Source organism: Campylobacter concisus (assembly GCF_015230035.1).
Taxonomy (GTDB): domain Bacteria; phylum Campylobacterota; class Campylobacteria; order Campylobacterales; family Campylobacteraceae; genus Campylobacter_A; species Campylobacter_A concisus_BK.
The window spans coordinates 60575-79841 of sequence record NZ_JAAKZD010000004.1; the positions used below are offsets into that span (position 1 = coordinate 60575).

At 34.0% G+C, this 19267-nt stretch carries 17 protein-coding genes; 12 read left to right on the forward strand and 5 right to left on the reverse strand.

Annotated elements, in window-relative coordinates; translation table 11 throughout:
* Complete coding sequence (locus tag G6W41_RS03520; RefSeq protein ID WP_194170640.1) at nt 1–3798, reverse strand: hypothetical protein; 3798 nt, start codon at nt 3796–3798, stop codon at nt 1–3.
* 201 nt (nt 3799–3999) lie between these two features.
* Between G6W41_RS03520 and G6W41_RS03525 the strand changes: the two genes are divergently transcribed.
* The 7 genes from G6W41_RS03525 (at nt 4000) to G6W41_RS03555 (ending at nt 9715) form a co-directional block, all read left to right on the forward strand.
* Nucleotides 4000–4269, forward strand: a complete 270-nt coding sequence (locus G6W41_RS03525; protein ID WP_194170641.1) for a type II toxin-antitoxin system prevent-host-death family antitoxin — start codon at nt 4000–4002, stop codon at nt 4267–4269.
* Nucleotides 4256–4558 (forward strand): type II toxin-antitoxin system RelE/ParE family toxin, encoded by a 303-nt coding sequence (locus G6W41_RS03530; protein WP_194170642.1) that lies wholly within the window; start codon nt 4256–4258, stop codon nt 4556–4558. The genes G6W41_RS03525 and G6W41_RS03530 overlap by 14 nt, the downstream gene beginning before the upstream one ends.
* Before the next feature lie 180 nt (nt 4559–4738).
* Entirely contained in the window at nt 4739–5248 is a 510-nt protein-coding gene (locus tag G6W41_RS03535) for a hypothetical protein (RefSeq protein ID WP_242039895.1), read from the forward strand.
* Between the two features lie 34 nt (nt 5249–5282).
* Nucleotides 5283–6620 (forward strand): hypothetical protein, encoded by a 1338-nt coding sequence (locus G6W41_RS03540; protein WP_194170643.1) that lies wholly within the window; start codon nt 5283–5285, stop codon nt 6618–6620.
* On the forward strand, nt 6617–7081 hold the full coding sequence (locus G6W41_RS03545; protein WP_194170644.1) for a hypothetical protein: 465 nt from the start codon (nt 6617–6619) through the stop codon (nt 7079–7081). Before G6W41_RS03540 ends, G6W41_RS03545 begins: the two co-directional genes overlap by 4 nt.
* A gap of 96 nt (nt 7082–7177) precedes the next feature.
* Nucleotides 7178–7729, forward strand: a complete 552-nt coding sequence (locus tag G6W41_RS03550; RefSeq protein ID WP_194170645.1) for a zinc ribbon domain-containing protein — start codon at nt 7178–7180, stop codon at nt 7727–7729.
* Nucleotides 7730–7741: 12 nt separating this feature from the next.
* Nucleotides 7742–9715, forward strand: a complete 1974-nt coding sequence (locus G6W41_RS03555; protein ID WP_194170646.1) for a double zinc ribbon domain-containing protein — start codon at nt 7742–7744, stop codon at nt 9713–9715.
* Nucleotides 9716–9753: 38 nt separating this feature from the next.
* Here G6W41_RS03555 and G6W41_RS03560 read toward each other — a convergent pair whose 3' ends face one another.
* The 4 genes from G6W41_RS03560 to G6W41_RS03575 form a co-directional block, all read right to left on the reverse strand.
* A complete protein-coding gene (locus G6W41_RS03560) occupies nt 9754–11313 on the reverse strand; it encodes a TraM recognition domain-containing protein (protein WP_194170647.1) in 1560 nt (519 codons plus the stop codon).
* Between the two features lies 1 nt (nt 11314).
* Nucleotides 11315–11872: a ClpP family protease gene (locus G6W41_RS03565; RefSeq protein ID WP_103652008.1), complete on the reverse strand. Its 558-nt coding sequence runs from the start codon at nt 11870–11872 to the stop codon at nt 11315–11317.
* Nucleotides 11873–11968: 96 nt separating this feature from the next.
* Nucleotides 11969–13252 (reverse strand): hypothetical protein, encoded by a 1284-nt coding sequence (locus tag G6W41_RS03570; protein WP_194170648.1) that lies wholly within the window; start codon nt 13250–13252, stop codon nt 11969–11971.
* A 371-nt stretch (nt 13253–13623) separates the two neighbouring features.
* Nucleotides 13624–14055, reverse strand: coding sequence for a hypothetical protein (locus tag G6W41_RS03575; protein WP_002941319.1), 432 nt, complete (start codon nt 14053–14055; stop codon nt 13624–13626).
* A gap of 200 nt (nt 14056–14255) precedes the next feature.
* On the opposite strand from G6W41_RS03575, the gene G6W41_RS03580 reads away from it, so the two are divergent.
* The 5 genes from G6W41_RS03580 to G6W41_RS03600 all read left to right on the forward strand — a co-directional run bounded on the left by G6W41_RS03580 (nt 14256) and on the right by G6W41_RS03600 (nt 18867).
* Nucleotides 14256–14738, forward strand: a complete 483-nt coding sequence (locus G6W41_RS03580) for a DUF1566 domain-containing protein (RefSeq protein ID WP_103615039.1) — start codon at nt 14256–14258, stop codon at nt 14736–14738.
* A 158-nt stretch (nt 14739–14896) separates the two neighbouring features.
* Complete coding sequence (locus G6W41_RS10440) at nt 14897–15220, forward strand: DUF1566 domain-containing protein (protein WP_429803777.1); 324 nt, start codon at nt 14897–14899, stop codon at nt 15218–15220.
* A 353-nt stretch (nt 15221–15573) separates the two neighbouring features.
* The gene (locus G6W41_RS10445) at nt 15574–15882 is read left to right on the forward strand and encodes a DUF1566 domain-containing protein (protein WP_430733013.1); all 309 of its coding nucleotides are present in this window, start codon (nt 15574–15576) and stop codon (nt 15880–15882) included.
* A 101-nt stretch (nt 15883–15983) separates the two neighbouring features.
* Nucleotides 15984–17594 (forward strand): McrB family protein, encoded by a 1611-nt coding sequence (locus G6W41_RS03595; RefSeq protein WP_194170650.1) that lies wholly within the window; start codon nt 15984–15986, stop codon nt 17592–17594.
* A 4-nt stretch (nt 17595–17598) separates the two neighbouring features.
* Complete coding sequence (locus G6W41_RS03600) at nt 17599–18867, forward strand: 5-methylcytosine restriction system specificity protein McrC (RefSeq protein WP_194170651.1); 1269 nt, start codon at nt 17599–17601, stop codon at nt 18865–18867.
* Nucleotides 18868–19267: the final 400 nt, after the last annotated feature.

Sequence of the window (19267 nt, forward strand, 5' to 3'; positions counted from 1 at the left end):
TTATCCTATATATAGACCATCTTCCATTACTATGGTGGTGGCTAAGCGACCTATTAGGCGAGGAGGGATCACCTTGTCTCCCTTGTCTTCGTTGTTTATCTTACACCCCACATATATACCCTTTATGTTATTGTTTCCTATAGTATCAAGAGCTTCTACTAGATCTCTTGAGAGGTTGCGGTGAGTATTGCCATAGTTTGTGTTAAAAATTCCTAGTCTAAGCTTATATATAATATTTGCAGCCTCTTGATAGGCATCTATCGGATATTTTGGTTTGCCTGCTGCTTTATTTGGCAATGCGCCATCCTTGTAATTATTGTATATCTCTTTCTCCTCTTTAACATCTAAATTTAACTCCCTTATCTCCACATCAGATTCAGTATATCTACTCCTAGCATATTTAAAGTAGTTTGCATCTATCTCATTGCCAGCTCCTCTTAGCTCATCTAAGCATAGATAAGCACTAAGGTTATTTAGTGCTAGTTTAGAAGCTAGGTTAAAAGATAGTTTGTTCTTCTTATGATCTATGTCATAGTATATAAATGAGTTATAGTCTAGTCCCCCACTACTTATATTAGCTCCTAGAAATAGTCTATTTAAATTTAGACTTATATAGTTTTGATAGATCATTACTGGATAGTAGCAATATGTATTTGTACTATTTTTATCATAGGCTTCTTTTATGGACATAGGTTTATATGAGATATTATTTAGTGCGTAAGCTTCATTAAATTTATATGTATATCTTGTATGCATTATCTCTTTGTAGTTCTCTTCTAGTTTTTCGTATGAGGTTTTCCAGAGTTCTAATGCACCACTGACCATAGAAGCACCTATGCTCTTACCTAGTGATCCTGCATAATCTTTTATTAGTCTCTTTATCTCTTGAAAATCTGTATAGCTAAATCTATGAGTATATCTCATAAAGGTATATGTTGTGATCTCTGTATAGGTTATACTTAGTTTATAATACTCCATTGCCATATGAAGCCTAAATGCATTCGAAGCTTGAATGATTAGATTAAGCTTTGAATGTTGTAAAACTACACTTGTAGTTCTTAGGCTTGTTATTAGTAAGATATATCGATCTATCTCTTTAGTCTTTCTTGCACCAAGTAGGCTTTTTACTAAATTTAATACCCCAAGCTCATCAAGAAATGTTTCTCTTAGTGCCTTTGCATCTTTATTAAATATATAAGAGCCAAGTGATTCATATATCTTAGATATGCCATCTTCGCCAACAAATTTTGCTAGTGGAAATACCTCTTCTATAGTAGTTTTTACTAATAACGAGGTAACCTCTTTATTTATATCTCTATCATTGCTATATGCTATATCCTTTAAGTTTATAGCCTCTTTTAGAGTGTTTTTATTCTTAGCAGCTATAGCCTCTTTTATAGTAGCTTCATCTTTTTTATAGTTTTCATCTATCTTATCAGCTTGTTCTATAAGAAGTTTCATTAGATCTTTTTGCAAAGGATCTTTGATATCTGCATTTTTACCAACTTCATTTTCTGCTAAAAGCTCTTCAACGCTAACTACATCCTTGTTATTTACTCCATCCATATATTTAGAAATTTCTTCTATACATAGATACTCACCACTTTTTAGACCACTATTTTTTACTGAGTCTTTATAGAAAAATAGCTTTAAATCCCTATCAAAAACTCTTATTATAGAGTTTGAGTGTAGGGCTTTTATTTCATCATCTTCTATTACTATATATTCATCACCATCTTTAATGCTTTTCTTTATCATTTTTTTTGAATAGCTTTTAGTCATTATAAAGTAAGCCACTCCAAGAGATAGTGCCTCTATGAAAGAGTAGCGTTTTGGGAGGGTTTGTATTATACGTTGCATTTGTGGGTAGTACTCATCTGCGGTTGATGAGCCATTTTTTATATCATCTATGATTTGGCTTGAGATACTACTATTGTTATATGCTTCAGTCTCTCTTCTGTTTAAGGCGTTTTCATTTACCTTATCAAATACTGCTTTAAAAGAGAGAGTTACCTTTTTCATATACTCTTCTTCACTTTTTTTGATCTTCTCCATATCATTTGGCTGCTTAGCATAAGCATTTACGTGAGAGAAATTTGTCTTAAATAACTCTTCGTATTTGGTGTAATTATCAAGATAGTTAGTGTCATCTTGATAGGCGATCTCTTTAAATTCTTCCCTTTTTTGCTCTATGTTGTCTATATATTTTTTATCTATCCTTGCAAATGGAGATAAATTTAAAACAAGAGTTGATCTATTGTTTTCCTTATTGATGTTTATGCTGTACTGGCTGTAGTCCTTAATAGGACTTAGGGTCTTTATATCGGTGAATTTTTGTTTTACTAGGTTGGATTTGTTGGGTCTATTTAGCTCGTCTTCTATCACTTGATCTAGGCATTTACTTATTACTTCTTCTCTAAGACCTGCACTTGATCTAAAAGGTGAGTTTGAGAGGACTACATAGTTTTTATTTAAATTTGAAAAATCTTTGCTGTTCATCTCATCGTTTGCAGAGGTGCCATTTTTATCGGACTTGTTTGCTATTAGATTGGCTAGTTTTATAGAGTTGAAATTTGAAGCACAGATAAAATTTAGGTTTGCATTTAGTCCTTTTATTTGATCCTTTAGTCTTTTAAAGAGCGTATCATCACTAGAGCCAAAGCCTAAGTTTTTATTTACTATATCATAAGAGCAAACGTCCTTAGTGTGATCAAATACCGACAGATCATCCAAATGACCAAACACACTATATCCCTCATCTGCATTGCAATTAACCTCATTTAGGTTATTGTCGTCTCTAAAGTAGATATAGTCTAAATTTAGATGGGTAAAGTCTATAAAAAAGCCAGAATTAGAGGATTTATCTTGCTTAAATACTAATACATTGCAGCTTGAGTTTATATTTAGGGTATTTATAATAGAAGCAAATCTAGATGTGAAAAAACTAAGGATAGGTAAGGTTACGCCATAAAGAGATCTATTACTTTGATGCTCAACCATCTTGTAGGTTAATTTACTAAGCTCATAGAATAAAAAGCATCCGTTTGCCTTTTTAAGCGCTGCCTTTGGATCACTTAGATCAACTATGCTTAGTATAAAAAGAAATATTTGCTTTAGCAAAAACTCTCCGCTTTCTTTATTTAACTCGCTTAAATTCTTATCTAACTCTCTAAAACACTCTTCAATACTTTTTTCAAATTTAGCTCCATCTAGTCCCTCGCTAGATATCAAAGAGCTAGCATCACTTAGTAGATCATTTTTTAAGGTATTTAGGCACTCTTTTACAATATCTTTGGCGTCGTCGTAGTTGGATACTACGGTCTCAAACATATCATAAAAGCTTATAGCTTCTGTCTTTGTTTCACCCATGCTTTTTAGCAAATTTCTCTCATGCTCATCCTGAGCAGCTTCAAGTTCAGCTTCATATCTTGCTTTGCTTTTTATGGGGCTTATCTTCTCTTTTAAATTTGCAAAAAACTTGTCAACTGCACTCTTTTTATGGACAATCTTTACTGGTATATCTCTATATTCAAATTCTCTTATTCTATTTAGTTTGCTATCAGTAAAGCTCTCTTTATCTATATAAAAGTCAGATACGATCGACACATCTTTTTTATCTCTCTTCTTAGAAAATATTAGATTAGATATGATCTCATTAGCTATGCCGTTAGAGTACGATGTGAGTGAATTCAAACTAGATGTATAAAGAGTTACGCTCTTTGCATCAACCATATACTCTTTTATCTTTTTTAATGTCTCTTCGCAAGAGTAGGTTATTTTTATTTCGTTGTTTTGCATATTAAGCCACCACTACTGTTTTAGATATTTTATTGTGATTGTATTTATAATATTATTAATTTATTATTGGTTAAGAAAAAGTAGGAAATGCTTGATACTTGGGCTTGTCTTTTTTAGTTTGTCAAGTTAGCTGGACAAGCCATCTAAATTTATATCACAATTATGCTATAATCATGTCATATTATTAAAAGGAAATAACATATGCCTCAAATAGTACCTATAAAAGAGCTTAGAAACACAAATGAAATTTCACAGCTATGCAATAGCAAGGATGAGCCAGTATTTGTAACTAAAAATGGCTATGGAGACTTGGTTGTGATGAGCATAAAGACATATGATAAGCTAGTGGCCACAGCCGATATAGATAGCGCCATCGCATCATCTGAAGCTAAGATAACAGCAGATACAAAGATGCTAGAAGCAAAAGACGTTTTTACTAGCTTAAAAGATAAGTATCTTGAGCAAGTATAAAGTCCTTGTCTCACCTCAAGCTTATGAAGAGCTTGAAGCAATATATAAATATATCGCACTATCTTTGCTCTCGTCAGGAGCTGCAAACTCTACGCTAGAGGCTATCAAAAACGCTATACTTAGTCTATATGAGATGCCAAATCGTGGTGCTATTAGAAAAGTTGGCAGATATGCCAATATGTGCTATAGACAGCTATTTGTTAAAAACTATACAGTTATTTATAGGGTAAATGAAAAAGATAAGGCTGTTATAATCATCACTATTAGATACACACCAAGCGCTTTTTAGACATACAACTTCAATAATATCTTTCTAGGGAAATATCCACCAATCTAGCACTCTTTTTTGTGAAAATATACATAAACATCTTTTAAAATTTCAGCTGACGAGAAGTCCCCGAAAGATAACTTTAGCCTAGATGAACTAAAAATAGTTTTTGATACTAAAAGGCTTGATCTACGAAATTATATGATATTTGCTCTTCATACTGGGCTAAGGCTTAATGAAATTTGGCAACTTGATAGTAAAAGCGTAGGCGAAGAAGATGGCATAAAATTTATAAATGTTAAGACTGCCAAGCAAAAAGGAGGCGTTAGCAAATATAGGCAAATTCCACTACATAAGAATATTGAGCATTTGGGTGATTTAAAGTGGCTAGAGCAAATCAAGAAAGGAAAAGAGAGTAGTGATTATTTTGGAAAGCGCCTAAATAGACACATTCATAAATCTACCCCAAGTGCAAATGTTAGTTTTCACAGACTGCGCGGCAATTTTGCAAAAGCCATTAAAGACTATTGTTTGGAAAATTCTCTAGCAGATCTTACTTCTGTTCTTTTGGGTCATAGCACAGACCTAGCAACTGATACATATGCAAAAGGAGTGTCCTTGAAGGCTAAAAAAGAGGCATTAAAGGGGCTCGAAATCTTTAATTTTTTGATTTTTAGCGCTAGCAAAAATTTTTTATCGCAAAAGATATAATTACTAGTATAAAAATTTTAAAAAAGGATTTTTTATGACAAAAGATATTAAACAGCAACTTGAAGTTGATGATTTCAATGAATTAAATCATCTAGGAATAAAGTTTTATTATCAAGACAAGATAGAAGAACTACCTGATGATATAAAATATTGTCTCACAAAGGGATATGGGAGAGCCACAAGTGATAAGAGTAAAGATTACTGGCTAAAAATATGCTTTAATCTTTTTGGTCTATTTCCATACTCTGTCCATTTGCCTGGAGCTAAAAAGCTTGATAAGATAATAGATGAGCGACTTAGTGCCTTAAAATTCAAGACCGATACTACCCAAAGACTTGCCGTCCCGATAGATGATGATCTGCCTGTAGAGGAGTTAATAAATAGTTTTTGTCCAGCTGCACCAGAGAAAAAACCAGCCCATAAGAAAAAGAATGCTAAAGAAATTCCTAGTGGCAATACAGTAGAGGTAAAAGATGGGCTTATTGCTTTTATACCACATTATATCGTGTCAGAGATATTAAACTATAAAGAAAAGAAAAAGAAAACCAAAATAAAGCCAATCAAACCTAACAAAGATTCACTAAATATAACAACGATAGAAGATTTAGTTGAAAACTATTTAGAAAGTGTTGGATCAAGACAAAAGTTTAGCGAAAGCACAAAAAAAGAATACAGATTTGTATCAAAACTACTTCAAGAATTTCTTGATAGTAAAAGCATTGGGATAAATGATATAAATTTAATTGTAGCTGAAAAATTTCAAGATAGTCTTTTAGATTCTAAAGATGAAACACATAAACGTGGCGAAAAAAGAGTGAATAAGCAAGCATATAATTGTGTCATTATAGATACAGCAAAAGGCAAATACAGTAGCGAATCCAAAAGAGTAATTGTCCTACATGAAAATATCAAAGACTTACATAATTATAAATGGGTTAAAACCATAAAAGAAAAATACCCTACAATAAAGTCTTTTAATAAAAAAGTCAATGGCTGCATAAGAAAAGTTATAAGTGATAAAAAAGTTAGTGATCATCGCTTGAGAGGCAACTTTGCTAAGAAATTAGTAGAATACGATCATATAAACAACATAAGTGACTCCATTGTAAATGTTGCAGATGAATTAGGCCACAATACAAATAAAAACAATAGAAAGAATCTTGAACAATATAACGACCAAGTTAGGGGAATGTTGGGTTACAACCTCTCCGACGCTCTTGACATATATGCCAAGTCTCAACTTTTGAAACCTAAACTAAGAGACATAAAAGCATTTGATGAATATTCAGGTATTTTCAAATACTTAGATATACCAAGTAATAAAATACCCCATATTAAATCAAATAAAAATAATAAAAAGGATAAGAAATGATAGTAATTCATAACAATGAACTTTTGTTCAGACCTGCTTACTCAGACGAACTTTATATATTTGATGATCCGTTTGAGACTGTTAATGATTGGCTTGATGCGATGATCATGGGCTTAAAACAAGAATGCCCTTTTGTTTTAAGCGGTTCATCTCTTGGTGAATTTACTACAGAAACGAGTGATTTCACAATAGGTGGCGAACAAGGCGAGGCATTGACTTACCAAAATGTATTAGATTTTTGTAAAGAGCTATACGATGAAGTCTTTAAGATCAGGGGCAAGCTAGTTGGGCTCTTTTGTCAGTCCATAGGCTGCACAGACAAAGAAGAATTTGATGAAATTTATCAAAAATTCAATAAAAAACTTGATAAGTTTAAAAAAATTTTAGACGAGTTTAAAATACCACAAGGTTTAGATATGCAATATGGCTTCAAGCAGTCCATGCCTTCTTATATTTATTAAAGCTATGCTTATTTTTAAGAATGAGCTTAGTAAAAGTTAAATAGAATTATTCACTTTGAATAGTTATATTCTTTAAAAATAAAAAAGGAAAGTAGTATGGAGACTAAATTTTGTCCATTTTGTGGTGAGACAATTAACAAAGATGCTATTAAGTGCAGATTTTGTGGTAGCTTCTTAAATGAGGAAGCCAAAAACCAAGCAAGAGAACAAATGAATAGCCAAAAAAATATGGCGAATAATTTCCCATATCAAAACCAAGCAAATGGTAATGAAATTCCGCTTGGCTTTATAAAAACGTGGGATGGAGCAATAATCCCAAAACCACAAGGTTTTAACTTTTTAGCATTTTTGTTTGGGCCTCTATATTATGTCGGATATGATAACCTGCTATATATATTTCTATCAACTATATCAATAGTTTTATTTTACTTCTTGATTAGTATAGGCATAAAAAATGATAGTATAGAAATGATTAATATTGTTTCTATAGTTTATACAATAGGTTTGATTGTGACGCAAATCATAGCGGGAGCAATAGCAAATAATGTTCTTCCAGTAAAAACAGTTAAATTTAATTATGGCTGGGTAATTGGTGCATTTTTAGTATTACTTATTGCACAATTGATATCTCTAAGACTATTTTTTTAGTAGGATTTGGTCATGAATAACAATCTAGTCAAATGTCCTTTTTGTGCTGAAGAAATAGAAAATGATTTGGAATTTTGTCCAATCTGTGATACACAGCTAAAAACACAGTGCCCTTTTTGCAAAGAAGAAGTAAAGACAAATGCTACCAAGTGTAGATTTTGTGGTGAGACTTTGCACTTTATGCCAAAAACCAAAAAAGAGATCATTAAAGAGCAAGAAGAGAGTGAAAGAAAAAGGCTGCGAAAGTTAGAAGAAGAAGCAAGAGAGGAGCAGCTAAGAAAAGAAAAAGAAGAAGAGGCAATTCGCTTGAGAGAGCAAAGACAGCGTGAATTAGAGGAAGCTAGACTTGCTGAGGAAGCCAAAAAAAGAGAAAACAAAGAGCAACTAAAAAAGCATATAAAAAACTATAAATTTATATATGCTATATCTATTTTTATACTTGCTGTAGCGGTAGCTTCTGCATTTATATTCTTAGGAAATCCAAGTAGATATGAAATTTATAGTCTAGAAAATGAATGCGAAAATCAAAAAGGTGATAGCTGTATGAAATTGGCATACTTTTATCAAAAAGAGCATGACACTGCAGCAGTTAAACTATATGCAGACAAAGCAATAAGTCTTCTAAAAAAGAGGTGCGAATCTGACTCTAAAGCCTGCTATCAACTAGGCCTGCTTTATGAACATGGCGACTATCAAACTAGTAGTTTTACTTTAGAGAAGATAAAAAATGTAGATTATAAAGAGGCTTATGAATACTACAAAACATCTTGCAAATTAGATAATACGCAAGCTTGCGATAAGCAAAAAGCACTTGAAGACGATGCAAAAATTGCTTGCGAGATAGGGATAAGCGATGGCTGCATAAAACTGGCTAAAGATTATGAACAAAAAAACGACCTAGAGCATGCAAATGAGATCTATACAAAGCTATGTAACAATAATAACAAGGAAGCTTGCAAGGCTTTAGCTGGCAATCTACTAAAAGGTGATCCCTCTGAAAAAAATATAAAAGTAGCTTATGAGATATATAAAAATGTTGATGCATCTAAAGCAAATACAGTTTTTAACGGCGAACATGGATGCCTTCTAAACAATAGTCTTGTTTGCTTTGAAATGGGATTAGAATACAACAACAAGGGTGATTACAAGAAAGCAAATGAATATTATGAAATGGGGTGTAATTTAGGAGATGGCGGATCTTGTAATAATTTAGGCATTAATTATAAAAATGGAGATGGGGTCTTGGTGGATATAGATAAAGCAAAAGAGTTTTTTCAAAGAGCTTGTGATCTTAATATTGGTATTGCTTGCCAAAATCTAGCCAATCTATATTGGCTTGAAAAAAAGATAGATAGTGCAGCCATAAATTATGAAAAAGCTTGTAATCTTGGTATGGCTAAATCTTGTGGGTATGCAAGTGAACTTTTTAAGGATGACGCAAACATCTTTAAGGATCTAAAAAAAGCTATCGAATTTGCTAAAAAAGGGTGCGATCTAAAAGATGGCAAGAGCTGCTTTATCCTTGGTGATAGATACGGGGAAGGTGATGGTATAAAAAAGGATCTTAAAGAGGCCAATAAATACTATCAAAAAGCTTGCGATCTAAATAACGATGCTGATGGATGTGCAAGTCTTGGTTATAACTATAAATATGGTTATGGGATAACTAAAGATCTAACTTTGGCTAATAAATATAATAAAAAAGCTTGTGACGCAGGAAGTGGTAGAGGTTGTAACTATCTTGGCGTAAACTATAGAGATGGCGCTGGCTTTGAAAAAAATATGCAAAACGCATACTCTTACTTCAAAAAGTCTTGTTATGACTACAACTATGCTAGGGGATGCACAAATTTAGGCGAAATATTATGCAAATATGGCAATTATACCAATGCAAAGCAAGAGGCACAAGATGCGCTAAACAAAGCATACTATAAACTGGGCGACAAGAAAGCACTAGATATACTTAATCAATATTTTAGCAATTAAACACTCATGGGAAGCTCTCCCATGAGTAAATTTACATCTTATAAAAACTGCCAGAGATCTTTATCTTCATCATTTGCTTCGCTTGCATCGTTTGCTTCTTGAACTAAAGCATTTAGTCTTTTAAGTAACGCGTCAAGTTTTTGATTTAGCACTGGCACTTCAGACTTCTTTTTTGTCACTATGTCTTGCTTTATGAGTAAAGAGCGCCTTTTAAATAGCTGCTCGTTATATACCAAAATTTCATTATCTCCAAGATCTACATTAGTAAAACTACTACCGATACCAAGCTCTTTTTGGTAGCTTAGCTCAGCCTTTAAAAGGTCATTTTCATCTATAAATATAGGCGAGGCCTTATAAATTTTACCATCGTGGTAATACTCAAATTTTTTTAACTTGCTAAAGTCTTTATCCTCTCCGCTAGCGTATTGTCTGACTGAGTTTTTAAAGAAGTATTGATTGGTTAAATTTCCCACCAGCTCTTTATATCTCGAGTCGCTACCAAGGCTACTTTTTAGCACATCTTCATTTTGAAAGGCGAGTATTAGCTCGACCCTAGCCTCTCTTAGCACGTCAGCGTGCAGGTCGGTTGAGGGATTTAGCACACGCTGCGCCTCGTCTATAAAGATACTAACTGGCACCTTCTCTTCGTTTGCTATGCGTTGCGCCATATTTGAAAGGGTGGAATTTAGCATAAGCTCCACCGCACTATCTTTTAGTCCTTGAGAATTTACAACGACTATCTTTCCTTCATTTAGTAGCTTGCTTATGCTATTGCCATGATAGTTTAGCATCTCATCGTCGGCTATGCTTTGTAAGGCAAAGAGCATAAATGTATAGTTTGAGAAAAGTCTTGCTTTTTGTGACTCTTCATCATTTCTTACACCTTCATACTCCTTAAAAGCTTGTATAAAATTTTCAGATTTTTCATTAAACTCGCCTAATGCCCAAATTTTCTCATTTAAAGAGCTAGCCAAATGTCTTCTTTTGCTTATACCTTTTGCAAATGCTGTGTCGCTTTTTACATGATCATCTACCAGCTTAACTAAGGCATAAAATTTTTTAAAGTCACCTAGCTGCTGGGTTGATTTGCATAAATTTGCAAAGCTTGGCTTTATATCTTTTGCTCTATTTTCTATATATGGGGTGCAAAAACCTTGCTCCGTAAGGTCACATATCGCCTTCATCGTTGAAAGAGACTTTGTGGCGATATTTGCCGCTAAATTTCCCCAAAAAGGATCACGCTTTGTGCCAAATGTCTTTTGAAAGAAATTCATCAATAAACTCTCACTTGCATCATCCATTATATTTATTTTGTTCCCCCATGGCACATTTATCATTACGACATCTTTTAGCCTGCCATGCTTATTGGCTAAAAATTTAACCTTTTTATGCTCAACTCCTTTGTAGTCAAAGATAAGCATCCCATGCCCTGCTTTTATACGCTCATCCATCGCTGGCAGGATCGCTGAAGTGGTCTTACCGCAACCTGTTTGCCCTGTTATCATCGCATGCGTAAAGCTAATAGGTATGCTAAGAGCGTTTAAGGCAGCGACTTGAGCTAGCTCTTTTTTGTTGTTGATTATTGAAAAAACTGACATATTATTCTCCTTTATTAGTTGGTATTATTTCATTGGCTAAGCCATAAGCGATGGCTAATGATGCGTCTATATAGCAGTCTCTATCGGTGATCTGCTCTATCTTTGCTATTTTTAGGTTGCTGTTAGCCTTTATCATCTCATTGACTTTTGATTTGATTTTTAAAATTTGATTTGCAATTAGTTCGATATCGCTTGCCTGACCCGATGCACCGCCAAGAGGCTGATGAAGCATGAGGCTTGAGTTTGGCAGCATATAGCGCTTATCTCCGTTTAAAAATATGAGTGCAGACATAGAGGCAGCTAGCCCCACGCAAAATGTATTGATTGGTGATTTTATGGTCTTCATAAAGTCGATTAGTCCAAAGCCATCATATATTGAGCCTCCAGGGCCACTTATATATATGTTTATGTCGCTTTGATCTACGCTGTCAAGATACAAAAGCGTCTTTTGTGTGGTTAGGCAAATTTCTTGATCGATCTGTCCATATAAAAAGATATTTCTATCAGCTAGTAAGCTCATGTGAATGTCGGCGAAATTTAACTTGTCAAACTCTGCCATCTTCTCTCCTTGTTTTGATTTTTGTGAGAGAAGTTTAAGATAGTAGATGAGTCTTTAAATTCCACCTATTGCTTCTAGAGCCGGTGGCTTGGTAGTTTATAAAAGCTCTATATCGTTTATGTGATGTCTCAAAGCAGGAGATCTTTTTTCATCGATGAATAAATTTAAGCTCTTGTCAAGGAGATCTTCAAAGTAAATTTTAGCTAGCTCTTTAGAGTTTTTGTATCTAAAAGGAGCATGCGTGGCAAGATATAGTCCGTAGATATCATCTATAAGCCACTGCCTTGCGTATCTATCTTTGTTTGTTTCAAAATTTTTGTAAGAAAGATCATTTTTTAGATTATCTAGCTCCTTTTTAAATTTGCTTAATACAAAGATATTTTCATCTTTAAGGGATTTATATATAAGCTCAGGGTCTAAAAGCAAGCTATCATTTAAAGATCTTAAGCACTTTTTAGTAGGGGTGGTTTTTATTTTTATCACATTTTGCTTTATCTTCCAAATTTCATCATAAATTTGATCAAAGTTACCAAAAAATGCGGGTGAAAATATAACCAAAGCATCATCTTCTCTAAAGCTTATATATCTATCTTTAAAAATTTCAAGTTCAAAAATTTCAGATCCCATATTGCTAAAAACTAGCGCTTGGTTATCTCTATCTATCCCCATCACAAAGCCTCTTTTTATGATCAAAACATTCATGGATTTTAAAAATCTCTGAACTTTTGCCTCGTCATAAACATAGCTTAAAAGATAAAGCGTCATATCATCTGGCTGACTACTCGAAAAGTCTGTGTATTCGCAATCCCAAAGGTAATTTCCTGGTCTTAAACACATCATTATAAAAGCAGCGTCTTGCATATATGCAAATTTTTTATCATCGTCTATTGATCTACTTTTTAGAGATTTTACATGCTTTTCTAGGTATTCATTTGGAGCTAGGATGTAACTATTTTTATCATTTATATGCTGTTTTTGGCTCAGTGATAAATTTCGATCTAGCTTTATAAGTGCATACTCTTCACATACTTTTTTTAGCTTTATATTTATTTGCCTTCTTTTGCTGTCTATTTTTTCATCAAAATTTTTAATGTAACCACGAAGTCTTGGCACATTTACTATTAGATCTTCGTCTTTACCACAAACTTTGCAAACTTCATCCATAAATTTTTCAGTCTGCATATCTCTTTTTTTATCGACCACCTTTTCAAGTAGAGCATGGTCATTTTCACTAAAATCATAAAATTTACCAACAAAAAGAGAGAGCGCATATGTATTTACAATAGAGTTTAAAATAGGTGTTTGATCTATTTTTAGGTTATTATTTGGCTTCTTTTTACTTCTACCATTAAAAAGATTATATTCGACCTCGAATGACATATTTTATCCTTGTAGTTTTTAATAGACCTATAGTATTTCAATAGACTACATCCACCAAAATTCTACCTATATTTTTATTAGTTTTCCAAAAAAAGCAATAATATTGCTGAAATGATAAGTCATAGCCGTCTGTTCTATTTTGAAGCACATAGATTGATTGAACACCTGTATCTATAATGTATTTGAAATTGCTAGTAGCACCTCTTTCCAATCCATATACCATACTAGCAAAAAAGCATATAATAAATAATGCCTTTTTCTATAAGTAAAAATTTGCAAGTATATTATTCATTACGAACTTTATTTAATATAAAATTTATTCTAACTACATATTTTCTAGGTAGGGCATCTTTATAGTGAGTAGAAGGTGGTTATAAAAGAGAAATATCTCTCATATGTCTTAGCGTTTGCTCTTTGTTTTTCTCTAGAATTTCTATTAGCCTTGATAAGAGTGGCTCTGAAGCATATTGACAAAGATCTATGATGCGACTTATGTTTTGTAAATTTTCATATTCTTTGTCATTGTAATTACATTTATTGACCATATCTTTTAAAAAGCTTGAGATATTAAGGTCGTCTATAAAAAGTTCTTGTTCGCTTACTTCAAGGGCTTTTGCTATATAAGGTATAAGCTCAGCTTTGATCTCTCTATTTCCATTGAGATAGTTATATATAGATGGCAAAGATGGCACTTCACCTGTGCTTTTTAGCCTAGGTTCAAGATCTATAAATTTTTGGACAAAGTCCTTTTTCTTTAACTTTTTACTTCTTAGGATCGCATTTATTCTTTCATAAATTTGCATTTTTACACTCTTTGAAATTGCTCTAAATTTAAGAAGTATAATTGATAAAAAAATACTATATGAATTAAGTATTCAATAAGAATAATTCTAATAAAATTATCCGTATAGTAAATTTATTCTTAATAGTGATAGTTTTTATGAACTAACATACATCATCAGGTTAATAGGTCTAATTTCAAGCAAAACAAGAAAGGATAAAGATGAAAAAGATAGCTTTTATGTTTGCTATTTTGCTGTGTTGTGGCTCTGCGTTTGCGTTTAACCCAGTCGTGGGCGATATAACTACTGGATTTAGCAGAGATGACCGTTTGGGAGTTGTCAAAGACGATATATATAAACTGATGTGGCAAGATGGTGATTTGTCGCCACATGAGATGACTCACGACGAAGCCGTTCACTACTGCGAAAATTTAAATTCTGCTGGCTTTAATGACTGGCGTTTGCCTACGATAAAAGAGCTTTTAAGCATCACGGATGATACTAGATTTGAGCCTGCTATAAACAAAGCTTTTAAAAACGTCGCATACGAGACGACGGACCATAGAGGCGAGAGATGGTACTGGAGCCAAACTAAAAGTGCCGGCGCCTCGTCTAGTGTGTGGGTCGTGAATTCCAATGATGGCTTCGTTGGCTGGCGCGACGTTTCCTCTCGCCGCTTCGTGCGGTGCGTCCGGGACTATTGATTTTTGAAAATTTAGATAAAGGAAAAAGTATGAAAAGATATATAGCCGCTTCTTTGCTGCTTTGCGGTTTACTTCACGCAGAAGCTCTAAGCCCTACGTGCTACCGAGATAACGATAAAAACGTAGTGATATGTAACGACAAAAAGCTAGGAAGACTAATGTGGCAGGATGAAAAGCAAGGCTTTAAAGTAACGTGGGATGAGGCGCAAAAGTACTGCAAAACATTAAGCCTAGCCGGATACAAAGACTGGAGGCTACCAACAAAAGTGGAGCTACTAAGTATAGCGGATCATAGTAGGTATAACCCCGCTCTAAATACCGCTTTTAAATACATAGCAGACCCTAAATATTCAGATTACTGGAGCCAAACTAAATACGCCGTCAACTCGTCTTATCCGTGGTTCGTGGGTTTCAGTCTTGGCTACGCTGGCTTGAACTGCGTTTATTGTCGCCCCTTCGTGCGGTGTGTCCGACAGTATTGATTTTTGAAAGGATTTGAAAGAGTTGCGATATAAAAATTTGTCTATATTTAGAGCTTCTATGAGATTTTGCGTCTATTTAGAAAACAGTGTGGTGAAAACTTATAAATTTAAAAAAGCTTCGTTTCTAACTCATATAAAATGGGCTAAGTAAAAGGTGGCTTTGATAAATGAAAGCCTGGAAAATATCCAAGCGATATATAACTTTAAAAAGTAAAGGAAGATGAATGAAAAAATGCATAACTATATCTTTGCTGCTTTGCGGACTGCTTCACGCAGAGGAGTTAAGCACTGCGTGCTACCGAGATAACGATAAAAACGTAGTGATATGTAGCGAAAAGAAACTGGGAAGACTAATGTGGCAGGATGAAAAACAAAGCTTTCAAGGAACGTGGGAGCAGGCGCAAGAATACTGCAAGATAGTAAACCTAGCCGGATACAGAGACTGGAGACTGCCGACCGAGACAGAGCTGCTAAGTATAACGGAAAGATCCAACCCCACTCTAAATACCATTTTTAAATACATAGCAGACTCCCCATGGTACTGGAGCTCTAACTATAACGCCCACTCGTCTAGTGCGATAATTATGCGTTTCTGGGACGGCATCTCTGGCTGGGAAGACGTTTCTCGTCGCTTCTACGTGCGGTGCGTCCGACAGGATTGATTTTTAAAATTTCTTTTTTTGAGAAATTCGGACTTAATGGAGGCGCTTTGAAAAGCCTTTTGCTCCCATTACGTGAGCTTTTTAAAATTTAGGAGAATACAATGAGTAACTTTACAGCTGAGCAGATACTAAAGGTAAATAAGATTTTTAGTAGGATTGTCAACTGCAAGGGAAATTTGAAAGTCTTTAAGGATTTTGATTGGGATCAGGATAAAAACAATATTGTTATATGTGAAGAAAGTCCATATGGAGATAAATCTCTTGCACTAGTAGATGGCTGGAGTAAAGTGAGTCTTGAAGACATATATGAAAATGCGCAAAAAGCTCTAAGTATAAGTGATATAACTCATATAGTAGATAGAGCAAAGATCGAGCCACTGAAAGATTTTACGATAGAAACAAGGATAGATAAAAATAAAATAAATGATCAAGCAAATACACATTTTTCAGTTTTGCTACACCAACTTAGCAATCTTAAATTTGATGATTTTGACACGTTATACACTGCTTTTTATGATATTTTAGAAATTTGTATAAAAGGACTAAATATCAAAGATATTCATACGATCTTTTACTTAAATATATTTCAAAGACTGCTTGAATACTTTAGAAAAGGTGATGTAAAATTTGACATTAAAGATGGCAATGTAAAGCCAGTTGATGAAGAGCTTGCTAAAAGGCTTAGAGAGTTTTTTGTTATTAATAGAATAATTTGCAAATTTAAAAATTATGTAGCAAGAAATTCAAATACAACGATCCCAAATGGATACGGACATATAGATACTGGAAAATTTATAGAAACACTAACAGATGAAGAGAAAGAGGTATATGAAAAATATGGCGGTGCTTTAAGGGATATTTTTGGCATTTTGCCTAGGTGCATTCCTGATGAATTTGACGAATTAACTCAAAATGGTATAAAAAATATCATCTACTACGGTGCGCCTGGAACCGGCAAGACAAAATTCGTAAAAGACTGCCTTGATATTTTAGATCCAAACCGTGCTAGAACCGAGTGGGTACAGTTTCATAGTGGTTTTGAATACGAGGATTTTATAGACGGCATAAAACCGATCGGCATACAAAACGGAAATTTAAATTTAGCTTTGACAAACGGCATATTTAAAGAATTTTGCTTAAAAGCAGCACAAAATACTGATGAAAATTTCTTTTTTATAGTCGATGAGATAAATAGAGCCGACATAGCAGCGGTATTTGGTGAGACGTTATCGCTTTTAGAGGAGAATTACCGAGGTAAAAGCATAAAGACTAAAAATTATACACTTAGTAAGCAGGAGTTTTCTATACCAAGCAACATATATTTCATAGGTATGATGAACGATGTGGATAAGAGTATCGACTGCTTTGATCTGGCTCTTAGAAGGCGCTTTGCGTGGGTCTTGATGGAGTGTGATTATGAGGTTGTAGAAAATACGACGGATAAAGCCTACAAGGCAAAATGCAAAAATTTAAACCAATATATTACTGGCAAAACGTATGAGTTAAATGGCAAGCAAGAACAAGATGGTTTAAATTTAGGTAGAGCTTATGAGATTGGGCATTCGTATTTTCTCAAAAAGGAAGCAATGAGTGAGCAACAAATTTGGAATAGGCATATAGAGCCGATTTTAAGAGAATATATAAGAACGCAATTTGGCGACGGCGAAGTAGAGAAAAAACTAAAGACAGCTAAGAAGATTTTCGTAGGCTAACGCGATGTTTGAAGATAATAGCCCCTGCAGCCAAGAAGATTATAAAAAAGAAATAACCTTTGATGAGCTGACAAAAGGTAAGACGGATGTAATTTTTTTAAACGGACAGCACGATAAATTTGACCCAAAGAAAAAAGACGACAAAGATGCGCACTATATACTTAGAAAGTATGAAGACAGCAACTATGTATTTGGCAATTACATAGGCCATTTTACCTTTGAAGGACAAGAGTATATCATAAACTCGCGTTTCGGTAAGCAGCTAGAAGCCGAGCTTTTTAAAACTATCGACTCGTCGTTTTTTAGCTCTGGCGGTAGCGTCGCCGAGATAAATGGCGAGATCCCTATGGACTACATCCTTTACGCCTCGTTTATCAGCCGCTTAAAGCTAGCCAAGTTAAGCGGCTTTCCAAGCGTTTATAAGAAAATTCCTTTTAGAGACTACGCCCTGCACGGAAGCCTTGACGTTAAAAATTTTATCAAAAAAGATCAGCCCTTTATGGGTAAAATTTCAAGTCGAAAAAGCTCGCGAGTGCCTGACGAAGTGGTCGCAAGGGTGCTTTTAAAAGCTTACGATATCTTGGTTAGAAAAAACACTAAATTCGCACTTTACGACAAAGAAATAAAGAATTTTTTGCTAGCCAATGCTAATGGCAAGATGAAGAGTATCAGAGACATAGATACGGCTTTGAACTCAAAATCCGTTATGAACGAGCTTTATAAAGACTACAAAATTGCTCTTCAAATCGCCAGAGTTATCATTTTGCAAGATTCTAGATATACGAACGAAAGCGCCGTCAAAAATCTAAATTTTGGTTATTTACTGTATGCGCCCAACCTTTTTGAACTTTATGTCGAGAGGCTCATAAAAAGTGCATTGGACGAATTTGGCGGTAAATTTAGGCTAGAGACTCAGTATAAAATTCCAGGCTTGGATTTGAGACCTGATTTTGCGATAAAAGATGAAGAAGGGAAAATTTTAGCTGTTTTGGATGCTAAATATAGGCATTTTTGTAATGCCAATTTAGGTGAAACTGATTGCAAGAATTTGCTACAAATAAAAAGATATGCAAAGAAAGCTGGTTCAAGCACCGGAATTCTAATCTATGCCAAAAGTGGCGTCTTTAATGGGTTAGGAATCATAAGACATAGTTCTGAAAACAAAATTTTTATACTCAGTGTATTAAAAAATGATAATAAAACATCTGCTGACAAATTTAAAAAGTATCTTAAGAAGATTTTAGAAACTATAAAAGAAAAAAAGATAATGTGAAAACATTATAAAGGTTGCAGCGTTTATGGCCATAAGATTGTTGGATACAAAAGCTGTTTTATCCATAGAAGGATATATGGTAAAGATGTTCTTTTAAAAGAAAAAAGATAGTATCGCTGTCTATGTGGATATAAGATAAAAGGCACTATATCATCAAGTGATCCGCTAGTAGTCGAAGTGCTAAGCGGAGAAACATACTGTAAAGATATACTTTAAAGATAAAAAATAAAATACGTAAAATATGTGATTAGAAAAATACCTATGTAGCAGATGATGCACAAACAAGCTAGCAGGGGTAGGCATAAAGGACTCATTTAGTCTAGCTCTAGAATATGACTTGTATTTTAAAGAATGTAGGTCAAATCTCTCTTTTTACATTAAAAAGCCTCGCAGAGCCCAA

Coding starts and splice junctions, on each gene's coding strand:
- G6W41_RS03565 (WP_103652008.1), bottom strand. CDS start 11,872: ATGGCAGAGTTTGACAAGTTAAATTTCGCCGACATTCACATGAGCTTA.
- G6W41_RS03560 (WP_194170647.1), bottom strand. CDS start 11,313: ATGTCAGTTTTTTCAATAATCAACAACAAAAAAGAGCTAGCTCAAGTC.
- G6W41_RS03555 (WP_194170646.1), top strand. CDS start 7,742: ATGAATAACAATCTAGTCAAATGTCCTTTTTGTGCTGAAGAAATAGAA.
- G6W41_RS10445 (WP_430733013.1), top strand. CDS start 15,574: ATGTGGCAGGATGAAAAACAAAGCTTTCAAGGAACGTGGGAGCAGGCG.
- G6W41_RS03520 (WP_194170640.1), bottom strand. CDS start 3,798: ATGCAAAACAACGAAATAAAAATAACCTACTCTTGCGAAGAGACATTA.
- G6W41_RS03580 (WP_103615039.1), top strand. CDS start 14,256: ATGAAAAAGATAGCTTTTATGTTTGCTATTTTGCTGTGTTGTGGCTCT.
- G6W41_RS03540 (WP_194170643.1), top strand. CDS start 5,283: ATGACAAAAGATATTAAACAGCAACTTGAAGTTGATGATTTCAATGAA.
- G6W41_RS10440 (WP_429803777.1), top strand. CDS start 14,897: ATGTGGCAGGATGAAAAGCAAGGCTTTAAAGTAACGTGGGATGAGGCG.
- G6W41_RS03550 (WP_194170645.1), top strand. CDS start 7,178: ATGGAGACTAAATTTTGTCCATTTTGTGGTGAGACAATTAACAAAGAT.
- G6W41_RS03575 (WP_002941319.1), bottom strand. CDS start 14,055: ATGCAAATTTATGAAAGAATAAATGCGATCCTAAGAAGTAAAAAGTTA.
- G6W41_RS03525 (WP_194170641.1), top strand. CDS start 4,000: ATGCCTCAAATAGTACCTATAAAAGAGCTTAGAAACACAAATGAAATT.
- G6W41_RS03570 (WP_194170648.1), bottom strand. CDS start 13,252: ATGTCATTCGAGGTCGAATATAATCTTTTTAATGGTAGAAGTAAAAAG.
- G6W41_RS03545 (WP_194170644.1), top strand. CDS start 6,617: ATGATAGTAATTCATAACAATGAACTTTTGTTCAGACCTGCTTACTCA.
- G6W41_RS03535 (WP_242039895.1), top strand. CDS start 4,739: ATGATATTTGCTCTTCATACTGGGCTAAGGCTTAATGAAATTTGGCAA.
- G6W41_RS03600 (WP_194170651.1), top strand. CDS start 17,599: ATGTTTGAAGATAATAGCCCCTGCAGCCAAGAAGATTATAAAAAAGAA.
- G6W41_RS03595 (WP_194170650.1), top strand. CDS start 15,984: ATGAGTAACTTTACAGCTGAGCAGATACTAAAGGTAAATAAGATTTTT.